A 21,300-nucleotide genomic window follows, 5' to 3' on the forward strand; every position below is an offset into this window, starting at 1 on the left:
CGGGAACACGCATGGTGCGCATGGTTCGTTGGATCGCTTTCTGGTGCCTGGCCGCACTCGTCGCGCCGGGCGTCGCGTTCGCGCAGCGCACGCAGGCGGCGGACGCCGGCGCGGCGTTGTCGATCGCGACGGGCAAGGGCGAGATGCTGTCGCTGCCGGAACCCGCGACCGCGATGTTCGTCGCGGACCCGAGCATCGCGGACATCCAGGTGCCGTCGCCGCGCACCGTGTTCGTGTTCGGCAAGAAGGCCGGTACGACCACGCTGATCGCGCTCGGCGCGAATCATCGGCCGATCCTGCGCCGGACCGTGATCGTGCAGGTCGACACCGCGTCGCTGCAGACGGTGCTCGACAGCCGCTTTCCGCAATTGAAGCTGTCGGTGTCCGGCGCGCCGGGCTCGCTGATGGTGTCGGGCAAGGTGCCGAGCGCGGCCGACGCGGACGCCGTGATGCAGTCGCTCGCGCCTTACGTGAACGACAAGGAAAAGATCGTCAACCGTCTCACGCTGTCGCGCCCGATCCAGGTGAACTTGCGCGTGCGCGTGACGGAGGTGAGCCGCAACGTCACGCAGCAGCTCGGCATCAACTGGAGTTCGCTCGGAGCGGCCGGCAACTTCATCGGCGGGCTATTCAACGGACGCACGCTGTTCGACCCGACGAACCGGCTGTTCAACCTGTCGCCGACCGGCGCGTACTCGGTGGCGGGCGGCTTCCATACGGGGCGCTGGTCGATCGACGTCGTGCTCGACGCGCTCGATCAGGAAGGGCTGATCACGATGCTCGCGGAGCCGAACCTCACCGCGATGTCCGGGCAGACGGCGAGCTTCCTCGCGGGCGGCGAGATTCCGATTCCGGTCGCGCAGGCCGGCAACACGACCGGCGCGATCTCGGTCGAGTTCAAGCCGTTCGGCGTGTCGCTCGACTTCACGCCGACCGTGCTCGCCGACAACCGGATCAGCCTGAAGGTGCGCCCGGAGGTGAGCGAGGTCGACCCGAACAACAGCGTGACGACCGGCGGCATCACGGTGCCGGGGCTCACCGTGCGGCGCGTCGAGACGACGGTCGAGCTGTCGAGCGGGCAGAGTTTCGCGATCGGCGGGCTGTTGCAGAGCCAGACGGCCAATACCGTGTCGCAGATCCCGGGGCTCGGCCGGCTGCCGATCATCGGCCGGCTGTTTTCGTCGAAGAACTTCCAGGACAACAAGACCGAGGTCGTCGTGATCGTGACGCCGTACATCGTGCAGCCGACCGGGCCCGGCCAGCTCGAGCAGGCGATCGACACCGTCGCGCGGCCGAGCAGCGACCTCGAGTTCGCGATCCAGCGCAATCTCGGGCTTGACCTGCTGACCGGCGACACGCCGCGTCTCGTCGGCGCGGCGGGCTTCGTGTACTGACCGGAGGAGCACGCATGCGAGTCCGAACCCTGTTCACCGCGCCGTTGTCGCTGGCGCTCGCGGCCTGCCTGTCGACGCCGCCGCCGATCAACCTGCCCGATGCGCGCGCGATCGGTTTCGACGGCGTCCGTGCGGTGCCGCCCGACTGCGCGAAGCTGATGCAGCCGTCGCATCTCGTCGACGCCGGCTTCGGGCGTCCCGGCGTGCCGTTCGGTTGCGCGACCTACACGAATCTCGCGACGATGCTCGCGCGGCCGGAAGACCTCGTCGCGCCCGTGCCGTACGGCGGCGCCGATGCACAAGTCGCGGCCGACGCGGTGCGCCGCTACGTCGAGGATCGCGTGAAGCAGCCCGCGCCGGGCAAGACGCTGACGACGACCGGCTCGCCCGGCCATTGACCCACTTCCGATGCGATCGCGATGCCGCCCATGAACGTCCTCGACCGCCAGAACGCCAAGCACGCCGCCTCCGCCGGAGCGGCGGACCTCATCGCGGTCGTGTCCGATGCCGGCAGCGAGGATGTGATCCGCCGCGTCGCGCAGGACCTGTCGATCACGCGCGCCCACGTGCAGCCGGGCAACTGCGACGACGCGATCCGGCTGCTGCAGCAGCACGAGCGCTCGCCGCGCCAGCTGATCGTCGACGTGTCGGATTCGGTGCTGCCGGTGTCCGACCTGATGCGGCTCGCGGACGTATGCGATCCGTCGGTGCGGGTCGTCGCGATCGGCACGCAGAACGACGTCGGGCTGTTCCGCAACCTGCTGGGCATCGGCGTGCAGGACTACATCGTGAAGCCGCTGACCGTCGAGCTGATGCGGCGCGCGCTGACCATGACGGAGTCGGTCGTGCAGGGGCGCACCGGCAAGATCGTGAGCTTCGTCGGCGCGCGCGGCGGCGTCGGCACGACGACGATCGCGGTCAGCCTCGCGCGCTGCCTGGCGGGCGAGAAGCGGCGGCGCGTCGCCTACGTCGACCTGAACCTGCACGGCGGCGGCGCGAACTCGATGCTCGGGCTGTCGAGCAACAACGGGCTGATCGAGTTGCTGAACATGGAACGGCGCCCCGACGACGCGCTGTTCGACCGCATGTTCGTCACGAAGGGCGACCGCCTGCACATGCTGTCGGCCGAACTCGCGTACGGCGAGGACGCGCTGCTGCGCGACGATGCGATCGCGCAGCTCGTCGACATGCTGAAGGACCGCTTCCATTACGTGCTGTTCGACGTGGGCGTTCGCGCCGGCAAGCTGTTCGAGGATGCGCTGACGGCATCCGATCTCGTCTATATCGTCGCCGACCGGTCGGTGCACGCCGCGTACGAAACCGCGCGGCTGGCGCGCTTCGTGAAGGAAATGCCGGGCGAACGAATGCTGTCGATGGTGCTGAACAATCCGCTCGAGCCGGTCAAGGGGCGCGTTGCGCCGACCGATTTCGAGGACGCGTTCGGCGGCGTGCGGTTGCGCGAGCTGCCGCACGACGCGCAGTCGCTCGCGATCGCGGAGAACCTCGGCGAGCCGATCGAAGGCTCGAAACGCCGCGGTTTCCTGGACGAGATCCGGCTGCTCGCGAACGGCATCACCGGCGAATCGATGGCCGTCGCCGAGCCGTGGTATGCGCGCTTCGTCAAATGGAGGAAGGGATCGTGACGTTCGGTACCCGCAAGCAGCCGACGCCGGACCCCGTGCCGGCGGGGTCCCGTGCCGCGCCGCGCGACGAGGCGCCCGCGCCGGCGCCGGCCGCGAGCCCGGTGCCGGCGTCCCTGTCCACGTCCGCACCTTCGGCCGCAGCCGCGCGCGCGGCTGCGACGGCCGATACGCAGGAGGCGCTGATTCGTTCCGGCAAGTTCGATGCGATCCGCACCGCGGTGTTCGCGTCGATGAACATGTCGGCCGCGCTGATGAAGACGCGCGACGAAGTGTGCGCCGGCATCGAACAGGTGGCCGCGCATACGGTCGAGCGCGAGCGCCTGAAGATCACCGCGGGCGAGCAGGTGCTGATCGTCGACGCGATCCTGAACGACATGTTCGGCGTTGGGCCGATCGAGCCGCTGCTCGCCGACGACACCGTGTCCGACATCCTCGTCAACGGCCCCGACCAGGTGTACGTCGAGCGCGCGGGCCGGCTCGAGCTCACGTCGCTGAAGTTTCGCGACAACGCGCACGTGACGAGCGTCGCGCAGCGGATCGCGGCGGCGGTCGGACGCCGCGTCGACGAGAGCAGCCCGATGGTCGATGCGCGGCTCGCCGACGGCAGCCGCGTGAACGTGGTGCTGCCGCCGATCGCGATGCGCGGCGCGTCGATCTCGATCCGCAAGTTCGCGAAGCGCGACATCACGCTCGCGCGGATGGCGCATCAGGGCAACATCTCGCACGCGATGCTGCAGGTCCTGAAGATCGCGTGCGCATGCCGGCTGAACATCGTGATCTCGGGCGGCACCGGGTCGGGCAAGACGACGCTGCTCAACGCGCTGTCGCAGCACATCGAGGAGCACGAGCGAATCGTGACGATCGAGGACGCGGCCGAGCTGCAACTGCTGCAGCCGCACGTGGTGAGCCTCGAAACGCGCCCGGACAATACCGAAGGGCTCGGCGGCATCTCGCAGCGCGATCTCGTGCGCAACGCGCTGCGGATGCGGCCGGACCGCATCATCCTCGGCGAAATCCGCGGCGCGGAGGCGTTCGACGTGCTGCAGGCGATGAACACGGGCCACGACGGCTCGATGACGACGATCCACGCGAACTCGCCGCGCGACGCGATCAGCCGGCTCGAAAGCATGGTCATGATGGCGAATGCGAACCTGCAGCTGTTGTCGATCCGGCGTCAGATCGCGAGCGCCGTGCACCTGTTCGTGCAGATCGAGCGGATGCGCGACGGCGTGCGCCGCGTGACGCGGATCACCGAGATCGTCGGGATGGAAGGCGAGGTGGTCATCACGCAGGATCTGTTCGCGTTCCGCCAGGAAGGCGATACGACGCGCGACGCGGTGAGGGGTGTGTTCGAGGCGTCGTCGCTGCGGCCCGCGTTCGCGCCGCGGGCCGCGTACTACGGCGTCGAGGACGCGCTTTCCGAGGCATTCCGGCAATGAGGGCCGCCGACCTGTTCACGCTCGGCGCGTTCGTCGCGATCCTCGCGGTGGGTCTCGGGCTGTCCGCGTTGCTCGAGCGTGCGCGCCATACGCCGGAGCGGCGCATTCGCGCGCGGCTGCAGCGCCTGGCGCCCGCGCTCGCGGGCCGGGACGCCGGCGAGGCCGCCGGGTCCGGTGTCGCGCTGTTCAACCTGCCGCGCCGGCAAACCCGCATGCGCGCATGGGTGCAGCGCTACGTGACGCGGGTGCGGGCGGTCGGCGGCGAGCGCGGGCTGCGGATCGTCATCGCGAGCACGATCGCCGGCGCGATCGCCGGGATCGTCGCGGTGAAGCTCGTCGCGCTGCCGAGCGTCGTGCATCCGGCGATTTACGCCGGATTGCCGCTGATCGCGATGCGCGCGAGCTACCGCATGCTGGTCGAGCGTTTCCGGCTGCGCTTTCTGGAGGCGTTCCCCGATGCGATCGACCTGATCGTGCGGGCGGTGCGCGCGGGCATTCCGGTCACGCAGGCGATCAGCACGGTCGGCGACAGCGCGGCCGAGCCGGTGCGCTCGACCTTCCGCACGATGGGCGACAGCCTGCGCGTCGGTGCGGATCTGAAGGACGTGCTGACGCACGCGGCGGACCGGCTGATGATCGCGGACTTCTCGTTCTTCACCGTCTACCTGCTGCTGCAGCGCGAGACAGGCGGCAGCCTCGGCGAGACGCTCGACGAGCTGTCGAGCATCATCCGCACGCGTCGCGACATCCGCCTGAAGACGCGCGCGCTGACGGCCGAAGGGCGGATCACGACGAAGATCATCTCGGCGGTGCCGTTCGTGATGGTCGGCGCGCTGTTCCTCGTGAACCGCGCGTACGTGATGCTGCTGTTCGACACGCATGCCGGGCGCGTGATGCTGACGATCGCGGTGGTGCTGCTGACGATCGGCCTGATGACGATTCACAAGATTTCGAAACTGGATACCGCGCGATGACGATGTCGATGCTGGCCGCCCACGGCCTCGAACTGCTGCTGCTGATCGCGTGCGTCGCGGCGGCGCTCGCGACGCCGGGCGGCGGCACGCGCCGGCGGATCGCCGTGCGCGTGCAGCAGGCCGCCGGACAGCGGCCGCCGTCGGTGGCAGGCGGGCGTCTGCCGGGCGACGTGCGTCAGGACCTGACGCGACGGCTCGCGCAGCTCGGCGAGCGGCTGCCCGTGCTCGATCCGATGCAGCGCGCGAAGCTCGGGCTGCAGCTGACGCGCGCGGGCTTTCGCGAACGGCGTGCGGTGTCGTCGATGATCGGCATCAAGCTCAGTTGCGGCGTGCTGTTCGCCGGCGTCGCGATCGTGTTCAGCCCGTATATTCCGCGCTTCGGCGAATACTTCGTGATCCGCGCGGTGGCGATGATCGCCGCGTTCGTGATCGGCGTGATCGTGCCGGAATACGTGCTCGGCGCGATGATCCGGCGCCGCCGCCGCATCATCGCCGCATGCTTTCCGGATGCGCTCGACCTGCTCGTGATCTGCACGATGGCCGGCAACAGCCTCGTGTCGGGCGTGCGGCGCGTCGCACGTGAACTCGCGCGCATCTGCCCGCCGCTCGCCGACGAGCTGACGGTCTGCGCGGACGAGCTGACGCTGAGCGGCAACGTGTCCGAAGCGCTCGCGCATTTCGCGCTCCGCGTCGATTTCCCGTCGGCCCGCTCGCTCGCCACGACGCTCACGCAATCGCAGCGATTCGGCACGCCGATCACGCAGGCGCTGCGCACCCTGTCGCGTAGCGAGCGCACCGAGCAGATCGTCGCGCTCGAGGAACAGGCCGCGAAGCTCGCGCCGAAGATCACGCTGCCGATGATGCTGTTCATCCTGCCGACGGTCGGCCTGATCGCGGCAGGCCCGGCGGCCATCCGCCTGCTCGAGGTGTTCAAATGAAAGGCTTCGTCCCATGCGCGTTCGCTTTCGCGGCCGTGTTGCCGCTGCTGGCCGGTGGCTGCGCGCCGGGCATCCAGACACGGCCGGCGCTGTCGCACAAGAGCGACGACCCGCAGGCCGAATTGCGCATTGCCGACAGCGCGCTGGCCGGCGGCAACGTCGATCTCGCGTCGACGCTGTACGGGAAGGTGCTTGCCCGGCATCCCGACTCGCTCGCGGCGCAACTAGGGCTCGCCGACGTCAACTACCGCGCCGGCGATCTGGAGCGCGCTCGCGTGCTCTACGAGCAGGCGCGGCAGCAGGCGCCCGCGGAACTCGGGCCGCAGGTCGGGCTCGCACGCGTCGCGTTGCGGCAGCGGCGGCTCGACGAGGCCGCCGGACGCTATCGCGCCTTGCTCGCCGCCCAACCGAACCTTCCGCTCGCGGCGGAAGGGCTCGGCACGGTGCTCGACTTACAGGGCCGCCACGAGGACGCGCAGGCCGTGTACCGGGACGCGCTGCGCGCCCATCCGGACGCGCAGGGGCTGCGTGTCGACCTCGGGCTGTCGCTCGTGCTGAGCAATCGTCCGCGCGAGGGCGTGAACGTGCTGCTCGACGTGGCCGGGCTGCCCGATGCGCCGTGGCAGGCGCGCCAGAACCTCGCGTTCGCGTATGGCGTGCTCGGCAACACCGATTCGGCGAAGAAGCTGCTGTCCGCGGATCTGCCGGCGTCGGCGGTGGCCGACAATCTGCGCGTGTACCAGGCGGTGCGTGCGCAGCTCGCGGCGCGCCCGGCGGCCGATGCGGCGCGGCCGTTGAAGGGCGCCGCGCTCGAGCCGCATACGATGCCACCTGCCGCGGGGGCCGCAAAATGACACGCGCGGCGATGCGCGGCCGCCACGCGCGCGGCGTCGTATCCCTCGAGTTCGTCTTGATGCTGCCGTTCCTGCTGATGGTGCTGATCGGCATCATCGACGTGAGCCTGCTGCTGTGCGACAAGGCCGTGATCACGAACGCGAGCCGCGAAGCCGCGCGGGCCGGCGTCGTGCTGCGCGTGCCGATGCTGACCCCGACGCAGATCGCGAACGTCGCGCTGAGCTATACGCAGAACAGCCTGATCACCGGCGGCACGCCGACGACGCCGACCGTGACCGTGACGCAGGCGAACGGCACGACGGCGGGCACCGCGCTGACGGTCACGGTGACCTACACGTATGCCGGGATGGTGCTCGGTTCGGCATTCAGCGCGCTGACCGGCCCGGTGACGCTCACCGCCAGCTCGGTGATGCTGTATGAATGACGCGGCCGACAAGCCGTCCGGCGGCGCGGCGCGCGAGCGCGGCTCCGTCGCGCTGTTCTTCCTGATGTTCCTGATTCCGCTGCTGTCGTTCGGCGCGCTCGCGATCGACATCGCGTGGATCGCCACGGTGCGCAATCAGTTGCAGAATGCCGCGGACGCGGCCGCGCTCGCCGCGGCCGATGCGATGATGTCGCCGACCGGCGGGGCGCTGAACTGGTCGCAGGCCGCGCCGGCGGCGAACGGCGTGATCGCGCGGAATTCGGCGGCGGGCGCGCCGCTGGCGACCGGCACGGTGACGGCCGGCTACTGGAACGTGACGCGCACACCGGCGTCGATGCAGCCGACCACGATCACGCCTGGCCCCTACGACGTGCCGGCCGTGCAGGTGACCGTATCGCGCGCGCCGGGCGTCAACGGCGGCTCGATTCCGTTGCTGCTCGGCGGGCTGCTGGGCATCCCCGGCGCATCCGGCGGCGCGACCGCGATCGCGGTGCTCGCCGCGCCGGGCGGTGTCGCGGCAGGCGGGCTCTTTCCGATCGCGATCGACCAGTGCGTGTACAACCAGTACTGGAACGCGGCGACCAACCAGCCGCTGATCAATCCGCTGACGGGTTTGCCGTACGAGTTTTCGATCACGAACGGGCAGACGTACGGCACGCTGTGCATGGGCGGCCAGTGGACGTCGTTCCAGTCGACCGCGACCGACACGACGACGATGAGCGGCCTGATGGTGACCGGCAACCCGACCACGCTCAATATCGGCGACAGCATCTATCTTGCGACCGGCGTGAAGGCGACGCTCTATACGTCGGTGCCGGTCGGCACGACGGTCGTGCTGCCGGTCGTCACGCAGACGTCGAGCAGCACCTACGTGCCGATCGTCGCGTTCGCCGCATTCCGCATCGACGTGTCGCTGGGCGGCACCTACAAGTACATCCAGGGGCACTTCGTCGCCGGTGTGAAGATGACCGGCGTCGCGACGGGCGTCGGGCCGTATTACGGCGTGTACGTACCGCCGCGGCTCGCGTTGTAAGCGGTAAGCGCGTCGTGCCGCGCGCGGCGCAGCAGCATCAGCAGTGCGAAGAGCGTCACGGCCGGGCCGACTTGCGGCAGTTGCAGCCACGGGTTCAGGTAGTCGGCGATCGGCAGTGCCCACATCAGCGCGATCGCGGCCTGTTCGCCGCGCAGCCAGCCGTCGCGCCAGCCGATCGACAGCATGCAGGCGATCGCGATCGCGAGCCACGCGAGTTCGTAGTGCCACACGTACGGGTTCGCCACGAGCGTCGCGACCGCGAGGACGGCCGCGCGAACGCGGGTGTCGCGCGATTGCGTCCAGACGATGCACGCGGCGGCGATCGCGATCGCGGCGATGCCGGCATGGGCGGCATACGCGGCGCCGAGCGGCACGCCCGCGAGGCGGAACGCCGCGAACGGCGTCGGCGACGCGAGCCAGAACACGACGCCATGCTCCAGGATGATCGAACGGACGAGGCCGGCGCTCGCGACGAACAGGCGCAGCGACGCGACGCCGCAGACGAGCACGCTGGACGCGACGAATGCGCCCGTCGCGAGCGCGGCCCACATGATCGTGCGCCAGGCGCGCACGGCGACCAGCACAAACGGAAACAACAGCGCCATCTGCGGCTTGACCGACAGCAGCGCGATGCAGAGGCCGGCCCACAGCGGCCGCCGGTCGGCCCAATACACGGCGAGCGCCGCACACGATGCGGTCAGGAACGCGTTCTGCCCGAGCGTCGCGGTGACGAACACGCACGGCGCGGCGATCAGCGCGAATGCGACGGCGTGCGCCGCGCCGGGAATCGCGCGGAGGCCGGATACGCGCCACGCGGCGAGGCCGAGCATCAACACGCCGAACGCGACGAACAGCGGATAACCGAGCGCGAACGGCAGCAGCGCCAGTGGCGTCACGAGCAGCAGATAGGTGGGCGGGTACAGCCACGGCGCAAAGACGTCGTGGGGCAGGTGCGGGAACAGCGCGGTCATCAGCCGCGAGAATGCGGAGAAATCGTATGCCTGCGATGGCGCGCCGTGCAGCATGACGTACGACGCGGACCAGAACACCGAGAAATCGGCGCCCGGGCGCGGCATCACGCCGCCGGTGGCGGACGCGTGACGCGCGACCGCGGTCCAGATCGCAATGAACACCGCGTACGACATCAGCACCATCGCGCTGTACAGGACGACGCGTCGCGGCGTGAGCCACGCGACGGCCGGCCGCTCGGTCGGGCGTGTCGATTGCCGGAGGATGTCCAATTGACGCGCCCGGTGCTACTTGAACGACGTCTTGCGGGCGGCGATGCCCACGGCCGCCGGCGTCGCGGCCCGGCGCCGCGCCGCGTGCGCGCGCTTGAGCGGAAACGGCAGCAGCTTCGATGCCGGTCGAGCGGCCGCATCGCGCTCGGCTCGGTAGTGCCGCCTCACGAGATAGACGGGGCGTTGCTTCGATTCGTGATAGATCCGGCCGAGGTATTCGCCGATCACGCCGATGCCGATCAGCTGGATGCCGCCGACGAACAGCACGACGGAAATTAGCGACGGGTAGCCGTGCACCGGATTGCCGTACAGCAGCGTGCGCACGACGATGAACGCGCCATACGCGAGCGACAGCATCGCGAACGTGAGGCCGATATAGGTCCACACGCGCAGCGGCACCGTGCTGAAGCTCGTGATGCCTTCCAGCGCGAAATTCCAGCGCCGCCATCCGGAGAATTTCGAGCGGCCGCCGCTACGCGCCGCGCGCGTGTATTCGACGATCTCGGTACGGTAGCCGACCCACGCGAACAGCCCTTTCATGAAGCGCCGCCGTTCCGGCAACGCACGCAGCGCGTCGACGACCTCGCGGTCCATCAGCCGGAAATCGCCGACGTTCTCCGGCATCTCGACTTCGGAGAGCCGGTTGTGCACGCGGTAGTAGAGCGCGGCGGCCACGCGCTGCATCAGCGGGTCGCACAGGCGGTCGGTGCGCTTCGCGGCGACGACCTCGGCGCCTGCGCGCCAGCGTTCGAGCATCGCGGGAATCAGCGCGGGCGGGTCCTGCAGGTCGGCGTCGATCAGGATCACGGCCGCGCCGGCCGCTTCGTCGAGGCCCGCGGTGAGCGCCGCTTCCTTGCCGAAGCGGCGTGTGAGATCCACGACGTGCATGCGCGGGTCGCCGGCGGCGACCGCGAGCAGCCGGTCCAGCGTGCCGTCGCGGCTGCCGTCGTTGACGCAGACGATCTCGAAGCGCGCCGACGCGACCGATTCGAGAACGGGCAGCGTTTCGGCAAAAAATGCGTCGATCGTTTCTTCTTCGTCGTGAAAAGGCACGACGAGCGATATCAGCGGCTTCCTGGCTTGCGTCGACACGTGGCGGCCCCCCGGAGAGATTCGGCCTGCGTTGCGCGGTAGGTTTGCGTTGTCGTTTGCCGAACGGGGCGACCCGATTCGGGGCGAAGGCGGCCCGGCCGGCCTTTTCACCGTGGACTGGACGACATGGGTTCTCAATATTGTACGAAGTATTCGGGATTCGACAAGGCACGAATCGAGAACGCGGCGTGCAGCGTGCAGCGCGCAGCGCGGGCCCGGTCGCTCGGTCGGCGACCTTCAAGGGCCCGCGTGCGTCACGGCACCACTCGTCACTCCACCGTCACCGATTTCGCCAGGTTCCTCGGCTTGTCGATATCCGCGCCCCGCAGGCACGCCGCGTGATAGGCGAGCAACTGCAACGGCACGACGTGCAGAATCGGCGACAACAACCCGTAGTAGTCCGGCATGCGCAGCACCGACACGCCTTCGCCGTTGTCGATCCGCGTATCGGCATCCGCGAACACATAAAGCTGGCCGCCGCGTGCGTGCACTTCCTGCATGTTCGACTTGAGCTTTTCCAGCAGCGCATCGTTCGGCGCGATCGTCGCAACGGGCATCGTATGCGTGACGAGCGCCAGCGGCCCGTGTTTCAGCTCGCCGGCCGGATACGCTTCCGCGTGGATATACGAAATCTCCTTCAGCTTCAACGCGCCTTCGAGCGCGATCGGGTAGTGCAGCCCGCGCCCGAGAAACAGCGCGTTTTCATGCTGCGAGAATTCCGCCGCCCAGCGCGCGATCTGCGGCTCCAGCCCCAGCACGTCGTCGAGCGCGCCCGGCAGGCGCCGCAACTGCGTCGTATAGCGCGCGAGTTGCGCATCGTCGACGTAGCCGCGCAGCCGCCCGAGCGTGACGGCGAGAATGAACAGCGCGACGAGCTGCGTCGTGAACGCCTTGGTCGACGCGACGCCGATTTCCGGGCCGGCCCGCGTCAGGAAGCGCAGGCCGGTCTGGCGCATCATCGCGCTGGTCGGCACGTTGCAGATCGCCAGCGTGTCGATATGGCCGAGCGCCTGCGCATACTTGAGCGCGGCGAGCGTGTCGGCGGTCTCGCCGGATTGCGACACGCTGACCACCAGCGTGTTGGGCATCGCGAGCGCGTCGCTGTAGCGGTATTCGCTCGCGATCTCGACCTGCGCGGGAAGGCGCGCGATCGTCTCGAGCCAGCGGCGTGCAGTCAGGCCGGCGTAGTGGCTCGTGCCGCATGCGAGGATCAGCACGTTGTCGATCTGCTCGAATGCGCGCGCGGCGTCGGGACCGAATACGGCCGGATCGAACAGTCCGGCATCGGGTATCGTCGCGGCCACGGCCTGCGGCTGCTCGAAAATTTCCTTCTGCATGAAATGCCGGTACGGCCCGAGCTCGACCACGCCTTGCACGGACGGAACGGTCTGGATCGCGCGTTCGATCGGCGTGCCGGTGCGATCGAGCACGCGCACGCCGCCCGGCGTCAGTTCGACGATGTCGCCTTCCTCGAGAAAGATGAAGCGGTCGGTGATGCCGGCGAGCGCGAGCGCGTCGGACGCGAGAAAGCATTCGCCGTCCTTCACGCCGACGACGAGCGGCGAGCCGGCCCGCGCGCCGATCAGCCGCTGCGGCTCGTGCTTGCTGAACACCGCGATCGCATAGGCGCCGCGCAGTTGCGAGGTCGCGTCGCGTACGGCGGCGAGCAGGTCGCCGCGATACTTGCTGTGGATCAGGTGCGCGACCACCTCGGTGTCGGTCTGGCCGTCGAATTCGTAGTGTTCGCCGGATAGTTGCTTGCGCAACGTTTCGTGATTCTCGATGATGCCGTTGTGCACGAGCGCGATTTCGTCGCGCGAGAAGATCGGATGGGCGTTGCAGGTCGCCGGCGCGCCGTGGGTGGCCCAGCGCGTGTGCGCGATGCCGGTGCTGCCGGCCAGGCCGGCACTGCGCACGTGGGCGTCGAGATCGGCGACGCGCGACATGCTGCGCTCGCGGCGTGCCTGGCCGTCGACGACCGTCGCCACGCCGCATGAATCGTAGCCGCGATATTCAAGGCGGCGCAAACCTTCAATCAGAATCGGGACGATGTCCCGTTGCGCGACCGCGCCGACGATGCCACACATGACACGTCTCCTTCCCTGTAGATTCCCCCGGACCGTGCGCACGCGTGGATCAGCGTGACGCGGTCTCCGTTGTCGCCGCCGTCGTGAAGCCGCATTTCGCGGGCGCGACCGGGTCGGCCATCCGGCTTTCGAATGCCAGGTAAAGCGCTTCCTCCAGAACGTTCCAGTGTGCGCCGTGCCGGTACGGGCCCGATAGCGCATGCCAGCACGCGACCGTGTTCCTGTCGTTCATCTTGAGTGCGACCAGTGCGATCAAGCCCCACGGATAATCGGAGCTGGCGAGTTGCAGCCAGGTCTTGCCGTACTTATGCATCCACTGCGCGTAGATCGCATCGTTCGATTGCTGCGGAACCTGAATGCCCGACAGGAGCGGAAAGATCTGCGCCACTTTCGCCGGATAGAAGGTCGTGTCGCTGATGCGCTGCGTGCTCGCGCGAAAGCCGGACTGCGTGCCGCGCCAGAACACCTTCAGGATCGCGGACGCGAGCCGGTCGGCGCGCTGGCTCCACGGGCCGGCGCGCGTGTAGTCGCCACGCCGCACGTAATACGCGGCGAGCGCCTGGAACGCGCTGTGTACCTCGACGTTGTCCATCAGCAGCGCGACGTGCAGCGTCGACGAGATCTGATACACGCCTGCGGGCTTGCCGAGCAGCGTGTCCAGATGCGCACCGGCGCGATTCAGGCTGAGTTCCCATGCGGCGGGCAGGCCGTCGGGCGGCGCGAAGCGGGCGAGCAGTTCGATCCAGGTCGCCATCATCGCGTCGTCGGCGTCGGCTTCCGCGCAGGCGCTGTACTGGCCGCTCTTGATGCAGTAGCGATCGAAGCCGCCGTCCGGACGCTGGCGCGGCAGCAACCATGCGATCCATGCGAGCGCGGCCTGACGGGCGTCGAGCCCCGCGTCGGCGGCGCCGAGCAGGGCCTTCGCCGCGAAATAGGGATCGATGCCGGCGCCGTTCAGACGCACGGTGATCGCGCCGTCGGGGCGTTGGTAGCGTCCGCTGAGCTGGAGTTCGGCGGCGCTCGCGTGCGGTGCGACGCCGCAGGCGGCGACACAGCAGGCGATGCACCACGAGCGGCATAGCCGGGCGATGGCCGCCGCGCGTGCGCGGGCAGCCGGGAAAAGCGCGGGCCGGTTCATGATGGGGGGCTCCTGCGCGGTGGTCCTGCGCAAATTCCGCCGGGCGCGGCGTTGGCCGCGGCGCGCGCCGGCGGGTGGGTCGATGTCGCGGCTCAGTGCACCTTGGCGCTGGTGAACTTGAGGCTGGTGCCGCTGTTCGCGGTCACGAGCCAGTACGTCGAGTCGGTGATGACGACGCTGCCGAAGCCTTGCGTGATCAACGGCAGCCCGAAGGCTTTCTTCGGCAGCAGCCACGTCATGTTCGCGAGGCTGGCCGGGTGGCTGGCGGAGAACGCCCAGCCGCTGCCCGTATCGGTGGCCGACCACGTGACGTTCAGGCGTGCACGATCGAAGATCGTGATGTCGCTCATCGTGTACCACTTGAACTGCCCCGTGAGCTTCAGCATGTTGGCCTGGTTGAAGATCGCGGACAGCGTCGACGTGTAGGACGACGCGCCGAGCGGGTGGGCATAGATCAGCCGGCTCGTGCGGTTCGCGACGACGAAGTTCATCAGCGATGCATACCAGTTGTTCACGTCGGCGGTCGGCACCGCGTACTGCTGGAATTCCTCGAACGTCGCGTACTTGCCGAACGGCATCACCGGGTAAGCCCACAGGCCCGGGTTCAACAGTGCGCCGTTGCGGTATGCGCGGGTCGGCGCCGAGCCGGTGTGGCCGGTGAAGTAATAGCCGTTGAAGCCGTTGCTTTCGAGCCAGTTGACCGACCACGTCGGCGTGTTGCCTTCCGGCGCCGCGTACTCGACATCGGGCAAGCCCGTCGCTGCCTGGACGGCCTGGTGGTTCATCGCCAGGTACTGCGTGAACGTGCTCGCGTTCGTTTCGCTCGCATTCGCCCCCCAGTAGTCGTGGATCCAGCCGCCGTGGCTGCCGACGCGATGGCCCTTGCTCACGAAATACTTGAGCAGATTCTGCGCGGTCGGGTTGTTGGCGAGATTGATGCCGCCACCGTCGCCGAAGGCCGCTTCATCGGGGCCTGCCGTGATCACGAGCGAGAACGGCCCGTTGTTCCACACGCCGAGATTCTTCAGCTGAAGCGCCGGCTGGATCTGGTCGCCCGCGCAGAAGTGCCAGTTGAACACGAGCCCCGCCATCGCCTTCGGCAGCGGCGACAGCGACGGCAGGTTCAGCATCTGCGTGCCGAAATAATGCAGGTAGCCGTGAATCAGCATGCCGTCGGTCTGGCCGTCGAGGTAGGCGAGCGGCAGATTGACGAACAGCACGCCGCCGTTGCCGTACGCGTTGTAGCCGGACACCAGCCCGAAGGTCGGCGAGGTGAGGATCGTCGTGCCGGTGTACGTTCCCTGCGTGACGAAGCTCGGATAGGTGAGGAAGCCGTACACGTAGCCGGAGATCCCTTCTAGCGTGTCGGTGGTGGTGGCGAGCGTCGACGCGAGCGCGGTGGCCGTCTTGCCGGTCGACGTGCTCAGCAGCGAATTGGCCGTATACGTCGTGGTCTTCTTCAGCTTGCCGGTCACGGTGCCGGTCAGCTTCGGGGCCGTCTGGTTCAGCACGCCGCTGCCGGTGGATGGCGTCGTGTACTGGAACCATGCGCCGTGGTTGTAGTTGGCAAGGCCGCCGGGGTTCGACGGGCTCGCGGCCAGGAACTGCGCGGTGCCCGATGTCGAATTCGTCGTCGTGCCCGAGGTGCTCGTCGATGCGAGCGCAGTCGCGGTCGTGGTGGTCGGCGACGTCGTGGTCCACGCCATCGACTTGCCGGGGGGGCACCTGGAGCGTGCGCAGCCAGCTGCTCATGCCGGTTACGTTGCCCAGACCGATCATGTTGCCGCCGTATTGGTCATACAGGACGTAGTCCACGCCGGCCATGCTGCTGAAGCGCGATTTCGGGCTGACGTAGAAGCCGGCCGAATTCAGCACGCCGAAATCGTAGACGAGCATCACCTTGCCGCCGTTCAGCGTGTAGTTCTGAATCGCCGTCACGAGTGCGTCGGAGGCCGTCGTATGCACCTGATCGGGAAGGATTAGGCCCGGATACTGCGATAGCGTCGCGCCGGCCGCCATGAACTGGCTGTCGGTCATCACCTTGATCTGCAGCCCTTCCTCCTGGGCACTGTCGAGCCATGCGGATACGCGCGAATCGGGCAGCGTCAGCGTATCGGGCACCAACAGGAGAAGCTGGTTGGTGGCCGCCTGAACGCCGCCCGGACTGAATGCGAACGCGAGCGCGAACAGCGCGAACAGGATCCGCAAGAACTTGCCTGACTTTGCCAACATGGTGTGCTCCTCGCTCAAGGAATGGGGGCGGGCGGCAGCCGGGATACGCGTGCCGCCAGGTCGAGCATTCCAGCCCCGTAGGTGTGTGCGGCTGTCCGGTTCGTCGGGTATCGAGCGGTGCGTGTCAGGCGGTCCGGCCGCGCCAATGCGCCGGTGCGCCGCGCTGCCTTCGCCCGTGAGAGGACTCGATGCGACGCATTGAAAGAAGCGAACAACGTGCCATTGGCGCAGGAGGCCCGGTCCTGCTGGCTTCTTGCGATGCGGGTTGCGCGGCACGGTCGCAAACCCGGCGGATTCGTTTCATCGCTGATACGGCGCGTTCGGTCGCGCTATCGGCAGACGGAATCGCGATCGCGCGTCAGTGCGCCGGGCCAGCTCGCGCAGTAGGTATAGAGCGTGACCAGCAGGCCGATCAGCAGCGGCCCGCCGAGCAGGAAATAGCAGAACGGCAAGAACAGCAGCGAGCCGTGATGGACGATCGTCGCGTGCAGCAGCATCACGAATGGCAGCGCGAACACGAAGTAGCCGAGCACCAGCAGCGACGCGCAGGCTTTTTGCAGCAACGAGAAATCGAGCGGGTAGTACAGCGCGGCCATGACCAGCGGGATCAGTGCGATCGCCGCGCCGTGCAGCACGAACATGTCGCGCAGATGCAGTTGCGGGACGTACGGGAACGTGCCGGGCGCGAGCCAGAAGTACGCGCAGATCAGCAGTTGGGTGAAGCTCGCGATACGTAACAGATATGCAACGGGCAACCAGCGCGCGCGCCGGATGAACGATGCGGCGAAGCCGATCATGCAGAGCGCGGCGGTGGCGGCCAGCAGCGTGTCGCCCGGCATGCGGGCCGCGACGTCGATCGACAGCAGCGGCACGCGCGGTGCGTCGGCCGGATAAGCGATCACGATCACGTGAAGCGCCGGATCGATCTGGCGCGCGCCCCACGCCATCACCGCGCGCCAGTAGCGCCACGCCAGCGGCAATCCGAACCAGAGCGATGCGTACAGTACGGGCGTCACCAGCGCGATCGACGACAGCCAGCGCTGCGGGTACGCGTGGGTGCGCAGCGAACGGTCGACGGGAGGACGGACGGGATGCGTGTGCATGGCGCCGGCCCGCTTACCAGCGATAGAAGACGCTGAACTCGCCGCCGATTCGTGAGTAGTACGGGTTGTGGTAGTACGCGAATTCAAGTTGCGTCCCCCACTTGCGCGTGACCCAGTAGCGCCATTTCGCGGTGATCTCGTGGCTGCGGAAATCCGCGATCTGCGAGCCTGAGCCGGTGACCTGATACGCCTCGCGGCCGACGCCGCCGCGCAGCACGATCACGCTCTTGCCGACCTCGCCGTAGGTGACGGCGCCGTAGTAGGCGGGCGCCTTCACGGATCCCGGCGAATCGACCGTATAGTTCGCGCCCGCCTCGAAAATCCACTTCGGCAATGCGTACCAGATCACGCCGGCGTGATAGAGCTGGTCGCGGTGGCCGCTGCGGTTCCACGCGTAGCCGGCGCCGAGCGACACGACCAGCGAACGGTCGGGCAATAGCTTGCGGTTGATCGACGCGTCGACGCGCGCACTCGGCAGGATCGTGCCCGACGTGGTGCCGGAAAAGCCGATCCCGCCGAACCAGTCGGGGCCGAAGTTCTGCACGTAGGTCAGCGCGCCGAGCTGCGTGTTCTCGCCGAAGCGGTGCAGTTGCGCCAGTTCGCCGAGCACGGTGCGGTTGCCATCCTGGTAGACGCCGCGCAGGTGCACGCCGTACCAGTCGCCGTAGCCGTGCGTCAGATGTGCGCTGGAATAGCCGAGCGACAGTTCGGTGTGCGATTCTTGCGGCGCCTGCACATGGGTGACGACTGCATCGGGCAGCGGCGGCCGGTTCGTATCCTCGGGCGTGAACTCGGCGAGCGGCACGCCGTCCGGCAGGCCTTCGGCGTCCACGCGCACGAACATCGATTCGTCGCGCATCCGTGGCGTGATGACGGTCGTAGGCGGCGGCGGCTGCACGGCGGGCGCGGCGGCGGCATCGTCCGGCTGCTCCGCCAGTGCCGCGGGCGCGCCGAAGGCGACGCCGCACAGCATCGCGAGGGTGGCAACCGGCACGTGCGGGCCGCGATGGCTGGGGCGATCGGACATGAGGCGCTCCTTAACGGGATGTATGGAACCAGCCGCTGCGCCACGCGACGAGATCGCCATGCACGCAGGCATGATTGACGATCGATACGTCGCGCGCGCACGCGCTGACCGGATGACCGGCGACGCCGATGCGCGCGCCCGTCAGTCGCAGCAGGCCGCCGGCCGACACGACGCCGTCGATGCAGCTCGCGTGGGCGAGCAGCACGTCGTCGCGCGCGAATACCGCGCCGTGCAGCAACGCGTGACGTTCGAGTTCGACGCGATGCGCCTTGACGCTGCCGCGCAGCACGCAGCCTTCGCCGAGGACGAGCGTCCCTTCGACGATCAGGTTGCCTTGCACGACCGTGTGCGCGGGCAGGCGAACGTCGCATGGCAGCAGGTAACGGCCGTGCAGGAAGCGATGCGGCAGCGACGCGAAGTGGCGAGCGAGCGTGATCGCGCGGCGCGGGGCGGCCGGTGTGTCCGCGGGCCGCGGGCCGGGCGCCGCGCCGAAGACGAGCGGCTCGCCATACAGGCACGTGAAGCCGCCGGCGCCGCGCAGGCGCACCGTGTCGCCGACCACGACGCCGCGCAGCACCGCGTCGTCGACGTCGATCAGCGGCGCATGCGCGAGCGTGCCGATCGTCGCGCCGGCGCGAATGTCGATGCGCTGGTCGGCGAACGCGTACGCGGCCCGCGCGCCGTCGTCGAGCGTGATCGAACGATCGGCGTAGAGCACGTCGTCGCGATGCGCGTCGCGGGCGACGTCGATCGCATCCGCATGCTGGACGGCCAGCCCGAGCGCTTGCCACGGCGGCGCGGCGGATGCATCCGCCGGCGGCGTGCCGGCCACGTGCGCGCGCAGCGCGTCGTGCCAGCGTGCGGCGAGCAGCGCCTGGTCGACGAACGGCCCGTCGCCGATCGGCAGCGCCGCGACGTCGCTGCGCCGGATCAGTTCATGCAGCATCGGCAGGAACGGCAGGGTGAGCACGCCGGCCACCGGCACCATTACGTTGAAGGTCGTCATCGTTCATCGCTCCGGTTTCAACTGCCGGCGAAAACGCTCGGTCTTGTCCCATTTCAGTTCGCGGCGGAACGCGGCGTCGAGCGCGAGCCCCCACAGCGCGGAGACGACCGCCGCGATCGTCACGCAAAAGCCGACGACGTTGACCGGCACGAGCCGCAGCCGCGTCGCGCGGCCGTCGAGCCGCGCGGCGACGACGATCTCGAAGAACACGCCGAAGTTGCCGAAGGTGCTGAACGAGAACAGCGCGAACAGCGACAGCAGCAGGCCGAGGGCGGTCGAGTTGACGCCGTTGAACAGGTAGAGCGCGAGCGCCGCGCTCCACGCGATCGCGAGCAGCGCGGGCATCGTGAACACGCCGAGCAGCAGCGCGCCGTCGAGCCGGCAGCGTCGCGAGATCAGCGGGTTGCGCAGCACCGGAACCAGATAGCGCAGCATCGTCTGGTTATGGCCCTTCGCCCAGCGCGTCAGTTGACGCGCGCGGACGGCCCAGCGCTCGGGCACTTCCTCGTAACATTCGGCGTGGTTCAGATAGACCGTGCGCCAGTCGCTCAACAGCAGGCGGTAGGTCATGTCGGTATCTTCGGCGAGCGTGTCGTCGCGCCAGCCGCCCACGGCATCGAGCGCGCTCTTGCGGATGCCGCCGACCGTGCCGCCGTATTGCGGCACCAGGTTGAGATTGTTGCGGGCTTGCTGGTTGACCTGGTAGCCGCCCGCGCGCTCGAGATCGAGCAGCCGCGCGAGCAGGTTGCTGTCGGCGTTCTGCGGCACGACGCGGCCCATCACCGCGCCGATTTCCGGGTCGAAGAACGGCGCGACGAGCTCCTTCAGCAGCCCGGGGCGCGGCAGGTAGTCGGCGTCGAATACCACCATGATGTCGCCGCGGATGAAGCGCAGCGCATCTTTCAGCGCGGCTGCCTTGCCCGGCTTGCCGGTCTCGCGGTGAAACGGCTGGATCAGCTCGGGCGCGAGTGCGCGGACTTCGTCGATCAATGCGCGCGTATTGTCGGTCGAGCGGTCGTTGACCGGAATGATCGTCAGCCGGTCGCGCGGGTAGGTCGTCGCCAGCAGCGCCATCAGGCAATCGACGATGACGGTTTCCTCGTTGTGGGCGGCGACGAAGACCGTGAGCCGCGGCCAATCGCCGTGGGTCATCGTCCGGTAGGGCGCGTGCTGCGGCTTGAACAGGCGGTCGAGGCTGAATACGTAATGCCGTGCGGCATACGCGCACGTCAACAGCGTGAACAGCCACAGGTACGCTACGCACGGTATCAGCAGCAGTTCGGGATCGAACGCGATGTCCGGCGTGGCGGCGGGCGGCGGCTCGAGCGACGCGTCCGTATCGGGCGAGGCCGGCGCGACGAGCGAGGGCGTCACGCGGTCGAGCGCGGTGCGCTCCATCGCGATCACGGTGGTTGCGACCGTTGCGGCGGTTGCGGCGGGCACACCGAACCGGACCGGTTCGGCGATCGCCTGCGAGGTGGTGTCGCGCACGATCAGCGAGCAGGCAAGCACGATCAGCAGCAGGATGCCTTGCTCGCAAAGTGACGCCGCCCGCGTTTTCTTCATGTCCCGATCCCCGTGCCCGCAACGACGACCGATGAGAGCTGAAGGCGCTCCGTGGATCGCGCGGACGTCAATGGGAAGCGATGGCGCGTTCGTCGCACGGGGCGGTTT

17 protein-coding genes and 1 pseudogene are annotated in these 21,300 nt (G+C 68.5%); 9 read left to right on the forward strand and 9 right to left on the reverse strand.

Going from position 1 to position 21,300, the window contains the following annotated elements:
• The first annotated feature begins 11 nt into the window (after positions 1 to 11).
• From CFB89_RS06310 to CFB89_RS06350, 9 genes are read left to right on the forward strand one after another with little or no spacing between them, the layout of a single operon-like run.
• Positions 12 to 1,394: a type II and III secretion system protein family protein gene (locus CFB89_RS06310; RefSeq protein WP_089467154.1), complete on the forward strand. Its 1,383-nt coding sequence runs from the start codon at positions 12 to 14 to the stop codon at positions 1,392 to 1,394.
• A 14-nt stretch (positions 1,395 to 1,408) separates the two neighbouring features.
• Positions 1,409 to 1,792 (forward strand): CpaD family pilus assembly lipoprotein, encoded by a 384-nt coding sequence (locus tag CFB89_RS06315; protein WP_089467155.1) that lies wholly within the window; start codon positions 1,409 to 1,411, stop codon positions 1,790 to 1,792.
• Positions 1,793 to 1,813: 21 nt separating this feature from the next.
• Entirely contained in the window at positions 1,814 to 3,037 is a 1,224-nt protein-coding gene (locus CFB89_RS06320; RefSeq protein ID WP_089467156.1) for an AAA family ATPase, read from the forward strand.
• Complete coding sequence (locus CFB89_RS06325) at positions 3,019 to 4,476, forward strand: CpaF family protein (RefSeq protein WP_373559856.1); 1,458 nt, start codon at positions 3,019 to 3,021, stop codon at positions 4,474 to 4,476. The genes CFB89_RS06320 and CFB89_RS06325 overlap by 19 nt, the downstream gene beginning before the upstream one ends.
• Positions 4,473 to 5,450, forward strand: a complete 978-nt coding sequence (locus tag CFB89_RS06330) for a type II secretion system F family protein (RefSeq protein WP_089467157.1) — start codon at positions 4,473 to 4,475, stop codon at positions 5,448 to 5,450. The genes CFB89_RS06325 and CFB89_RS06330 overlap by 4 nt, the downstream gene beginning before the upstream one ends.
• Entirely contained in the window at positions 5,447 to 6,388 is a 942-nt protein-coding gene (locus CFB89_RS06335) for a type II secretion system F family protein (RefSeq protein ID WP_089467158.1), read from the forward strand. The genes CFB89_RS06330 and CFB89_RS06335 overlap by 4 nt, the downstream gene beginning before the upstream one ends.
• The gene (locus tag CFB89_RS06340) at positions 6,385 to 7,242 is read left to right on the forward strand and encodes a lipopolysaccharide assembly protein LapB (RefSeq protein ID WP_089467159.1); all 858 of its coding nucleotides are present in this window, start codon (positions 6,385 to 6,387) and stop codon (positions 7,240 to 7,242) included. Before CFB89_RS06335 ends, CFB89_RS06340 begins: the two co-directional genes overlap by 4 nt.
• A complete protein-coding gene (locus CFB89_RS06345; protein ID WP_089467160.1) occupies positions 7,239 to 7,667 on the forward strand; it encodes a TadE/TadG family type IV pilus assembly protein in 429 nt (142 codons plus the stop codon). The genes CFB89_RS06340 and CFB89_RS06345 overlap by 4 nt, the downstream gene beginning before the upstream one ends.
• The gene (locus tag CFB89_RS06350; RefSeq protein ID WP_089467161.1) at positions 7,660 to 8,700 is read left to right on the forward strand and encodes a TadG family pilus assembly protein; all 1,041 of its coding nucleotides are present in this window, start codon (positions 7,660 to 7,662) and stop codon (positions 8,698 to 8,700) included. Before CFB89_RS06345 ends, CFB89_RS06350 begins: the two co-directional genes overlap by 8 nt.
• Here CFB89_RS06350 and CFB89_RS06355 read toward each other — a convergent pair.
• The 9 genes and pseudogenes from CFB89_RS06355 to CFB89_RS06395 form a co-directional block, all read right to left on the reverse strand.
• Positions 8,664 to 9,941 carry a glycosyltransferase family 87 protein gene (locus CFB89_RS06355; protein ID WP_373559857.1) on the reverse strand — a complete coding sequence of 426 codons (1,278 nt, stop codon included), beginning with the start codon at positions 9,939 to 9,941 and terminating at the stop codon, positions 8,664 to 8,666. The genes CFB89_RS06350 and CFB89_RS06355 overlap by 37 nt on opposite strands.
• A 15-nt stretch (positions 9,942 to 9,956) precedes the next feature.
• Positions 9,957 to 11,033, reverse strand: coding sequence for a glycosyltransferase family 2 protein (locus CFB89_RS06360; RefSeq protein ID WP_089467162.1), 1,077 nt, complete (start codon positions 11,031 to 11,033; stop codon positions 9,957 to 9,959).
• 269 nt (positions 11,034 to 11,302) lie between these two features.
• Positions 11,303 to 13,120: a glutamine--fructose-6-phosphate transaminase (isomerizing) gene (glmS, locus tag CFB89_RS06365; protein WP_089467163.1), complete on the reverse strand. Its 1,818-nt coding sequence runs from the start codon at positions 13,118 to 13,120 to the stop codon at positions 11,303 to 11,305.
• Between the two features lie 49 nt (positions 13,121 to 13,169).
• Positions 13,170 to 14,258 (reverse strand): hypothetical protein, encoded by a 1,089-nt coding sequence (locus tag CFB89_RS06370; protein WP_089467164.1) that lies wholly within the window; start codon positions 14,256 to 14,258, stop codon positions 13,170 to 13,172.
• Between the two features lie 92 nt (positions 14,259 to 14,350).
• Positions 14,351 to 16,490: pseudogene (locus CFB89_RS06375) on the reverse strand (hypothetical protein).
• 329 nt (positions 16,491 to 16,819) lie between these two features.
• Positions 16,820 to 17,593, reverse strand: a complete 774-nt coding sequence (locus CFB89_RS06380) for a hypothetical protein (RefSeq protein ID WP_089467165.1) — start codon at positions 17,591 to 17,593, stop codon at positions 16,820 to 16,822.
• 13 nt (positions 17,594 to 17,606) lie between these two features.
• Positions 17,607 to 18,620, reverse strand: a complete 1,014-nt coding sequence (locus CFB89_RS06385) for a YaiO family outer membrane beta-barrel protein (RefSeq protein WP_089467166.1) — start codon at positions 18,618 to 18,620, stop codon at positions 17,607 to 17,609.
• Between the two features lie 10 nt (positions 18,621 to 18,630).
• Positions 18,631 to 19,626, reverse strand: a complete 996-nt coding sequence (locus tag CFB89_RS06390) for a polymer-forming cytoskeletal protein (protein ID WP_089467167.1) — start codon at positions 19,624 to 19,626, stop codon at positions 18,631 to 18,633.
• A gap of 3 nt (positions 19,627 to 19,629) precedes the next feature.
• The gene (locus CFB89_RS06395; protein WP_089467168.1) at positions 19,630 to 21,192 is read right to left on the reverse strand and encodes a glycosyltransferase family 2 protein; all 1,563 of its coding nucleotides are present in this window, start codon (positions 21,190 to 21,192) and stop codon (positions 19,630 to 19,632) included.
• Between the last annotated feature and the right edge of the window lie 108 nt (positions 21,193 to 21,300).

It is taken from the genome of Burkholderia sp. AU16741 (assembly GCF_002223345.1).
Lineage (GTDB): Bacteria > Pseudomonadota > Gammaproteobacteria > Burkholderiales > Burkholderiaceae > Burkholderia > Burkholderia sola.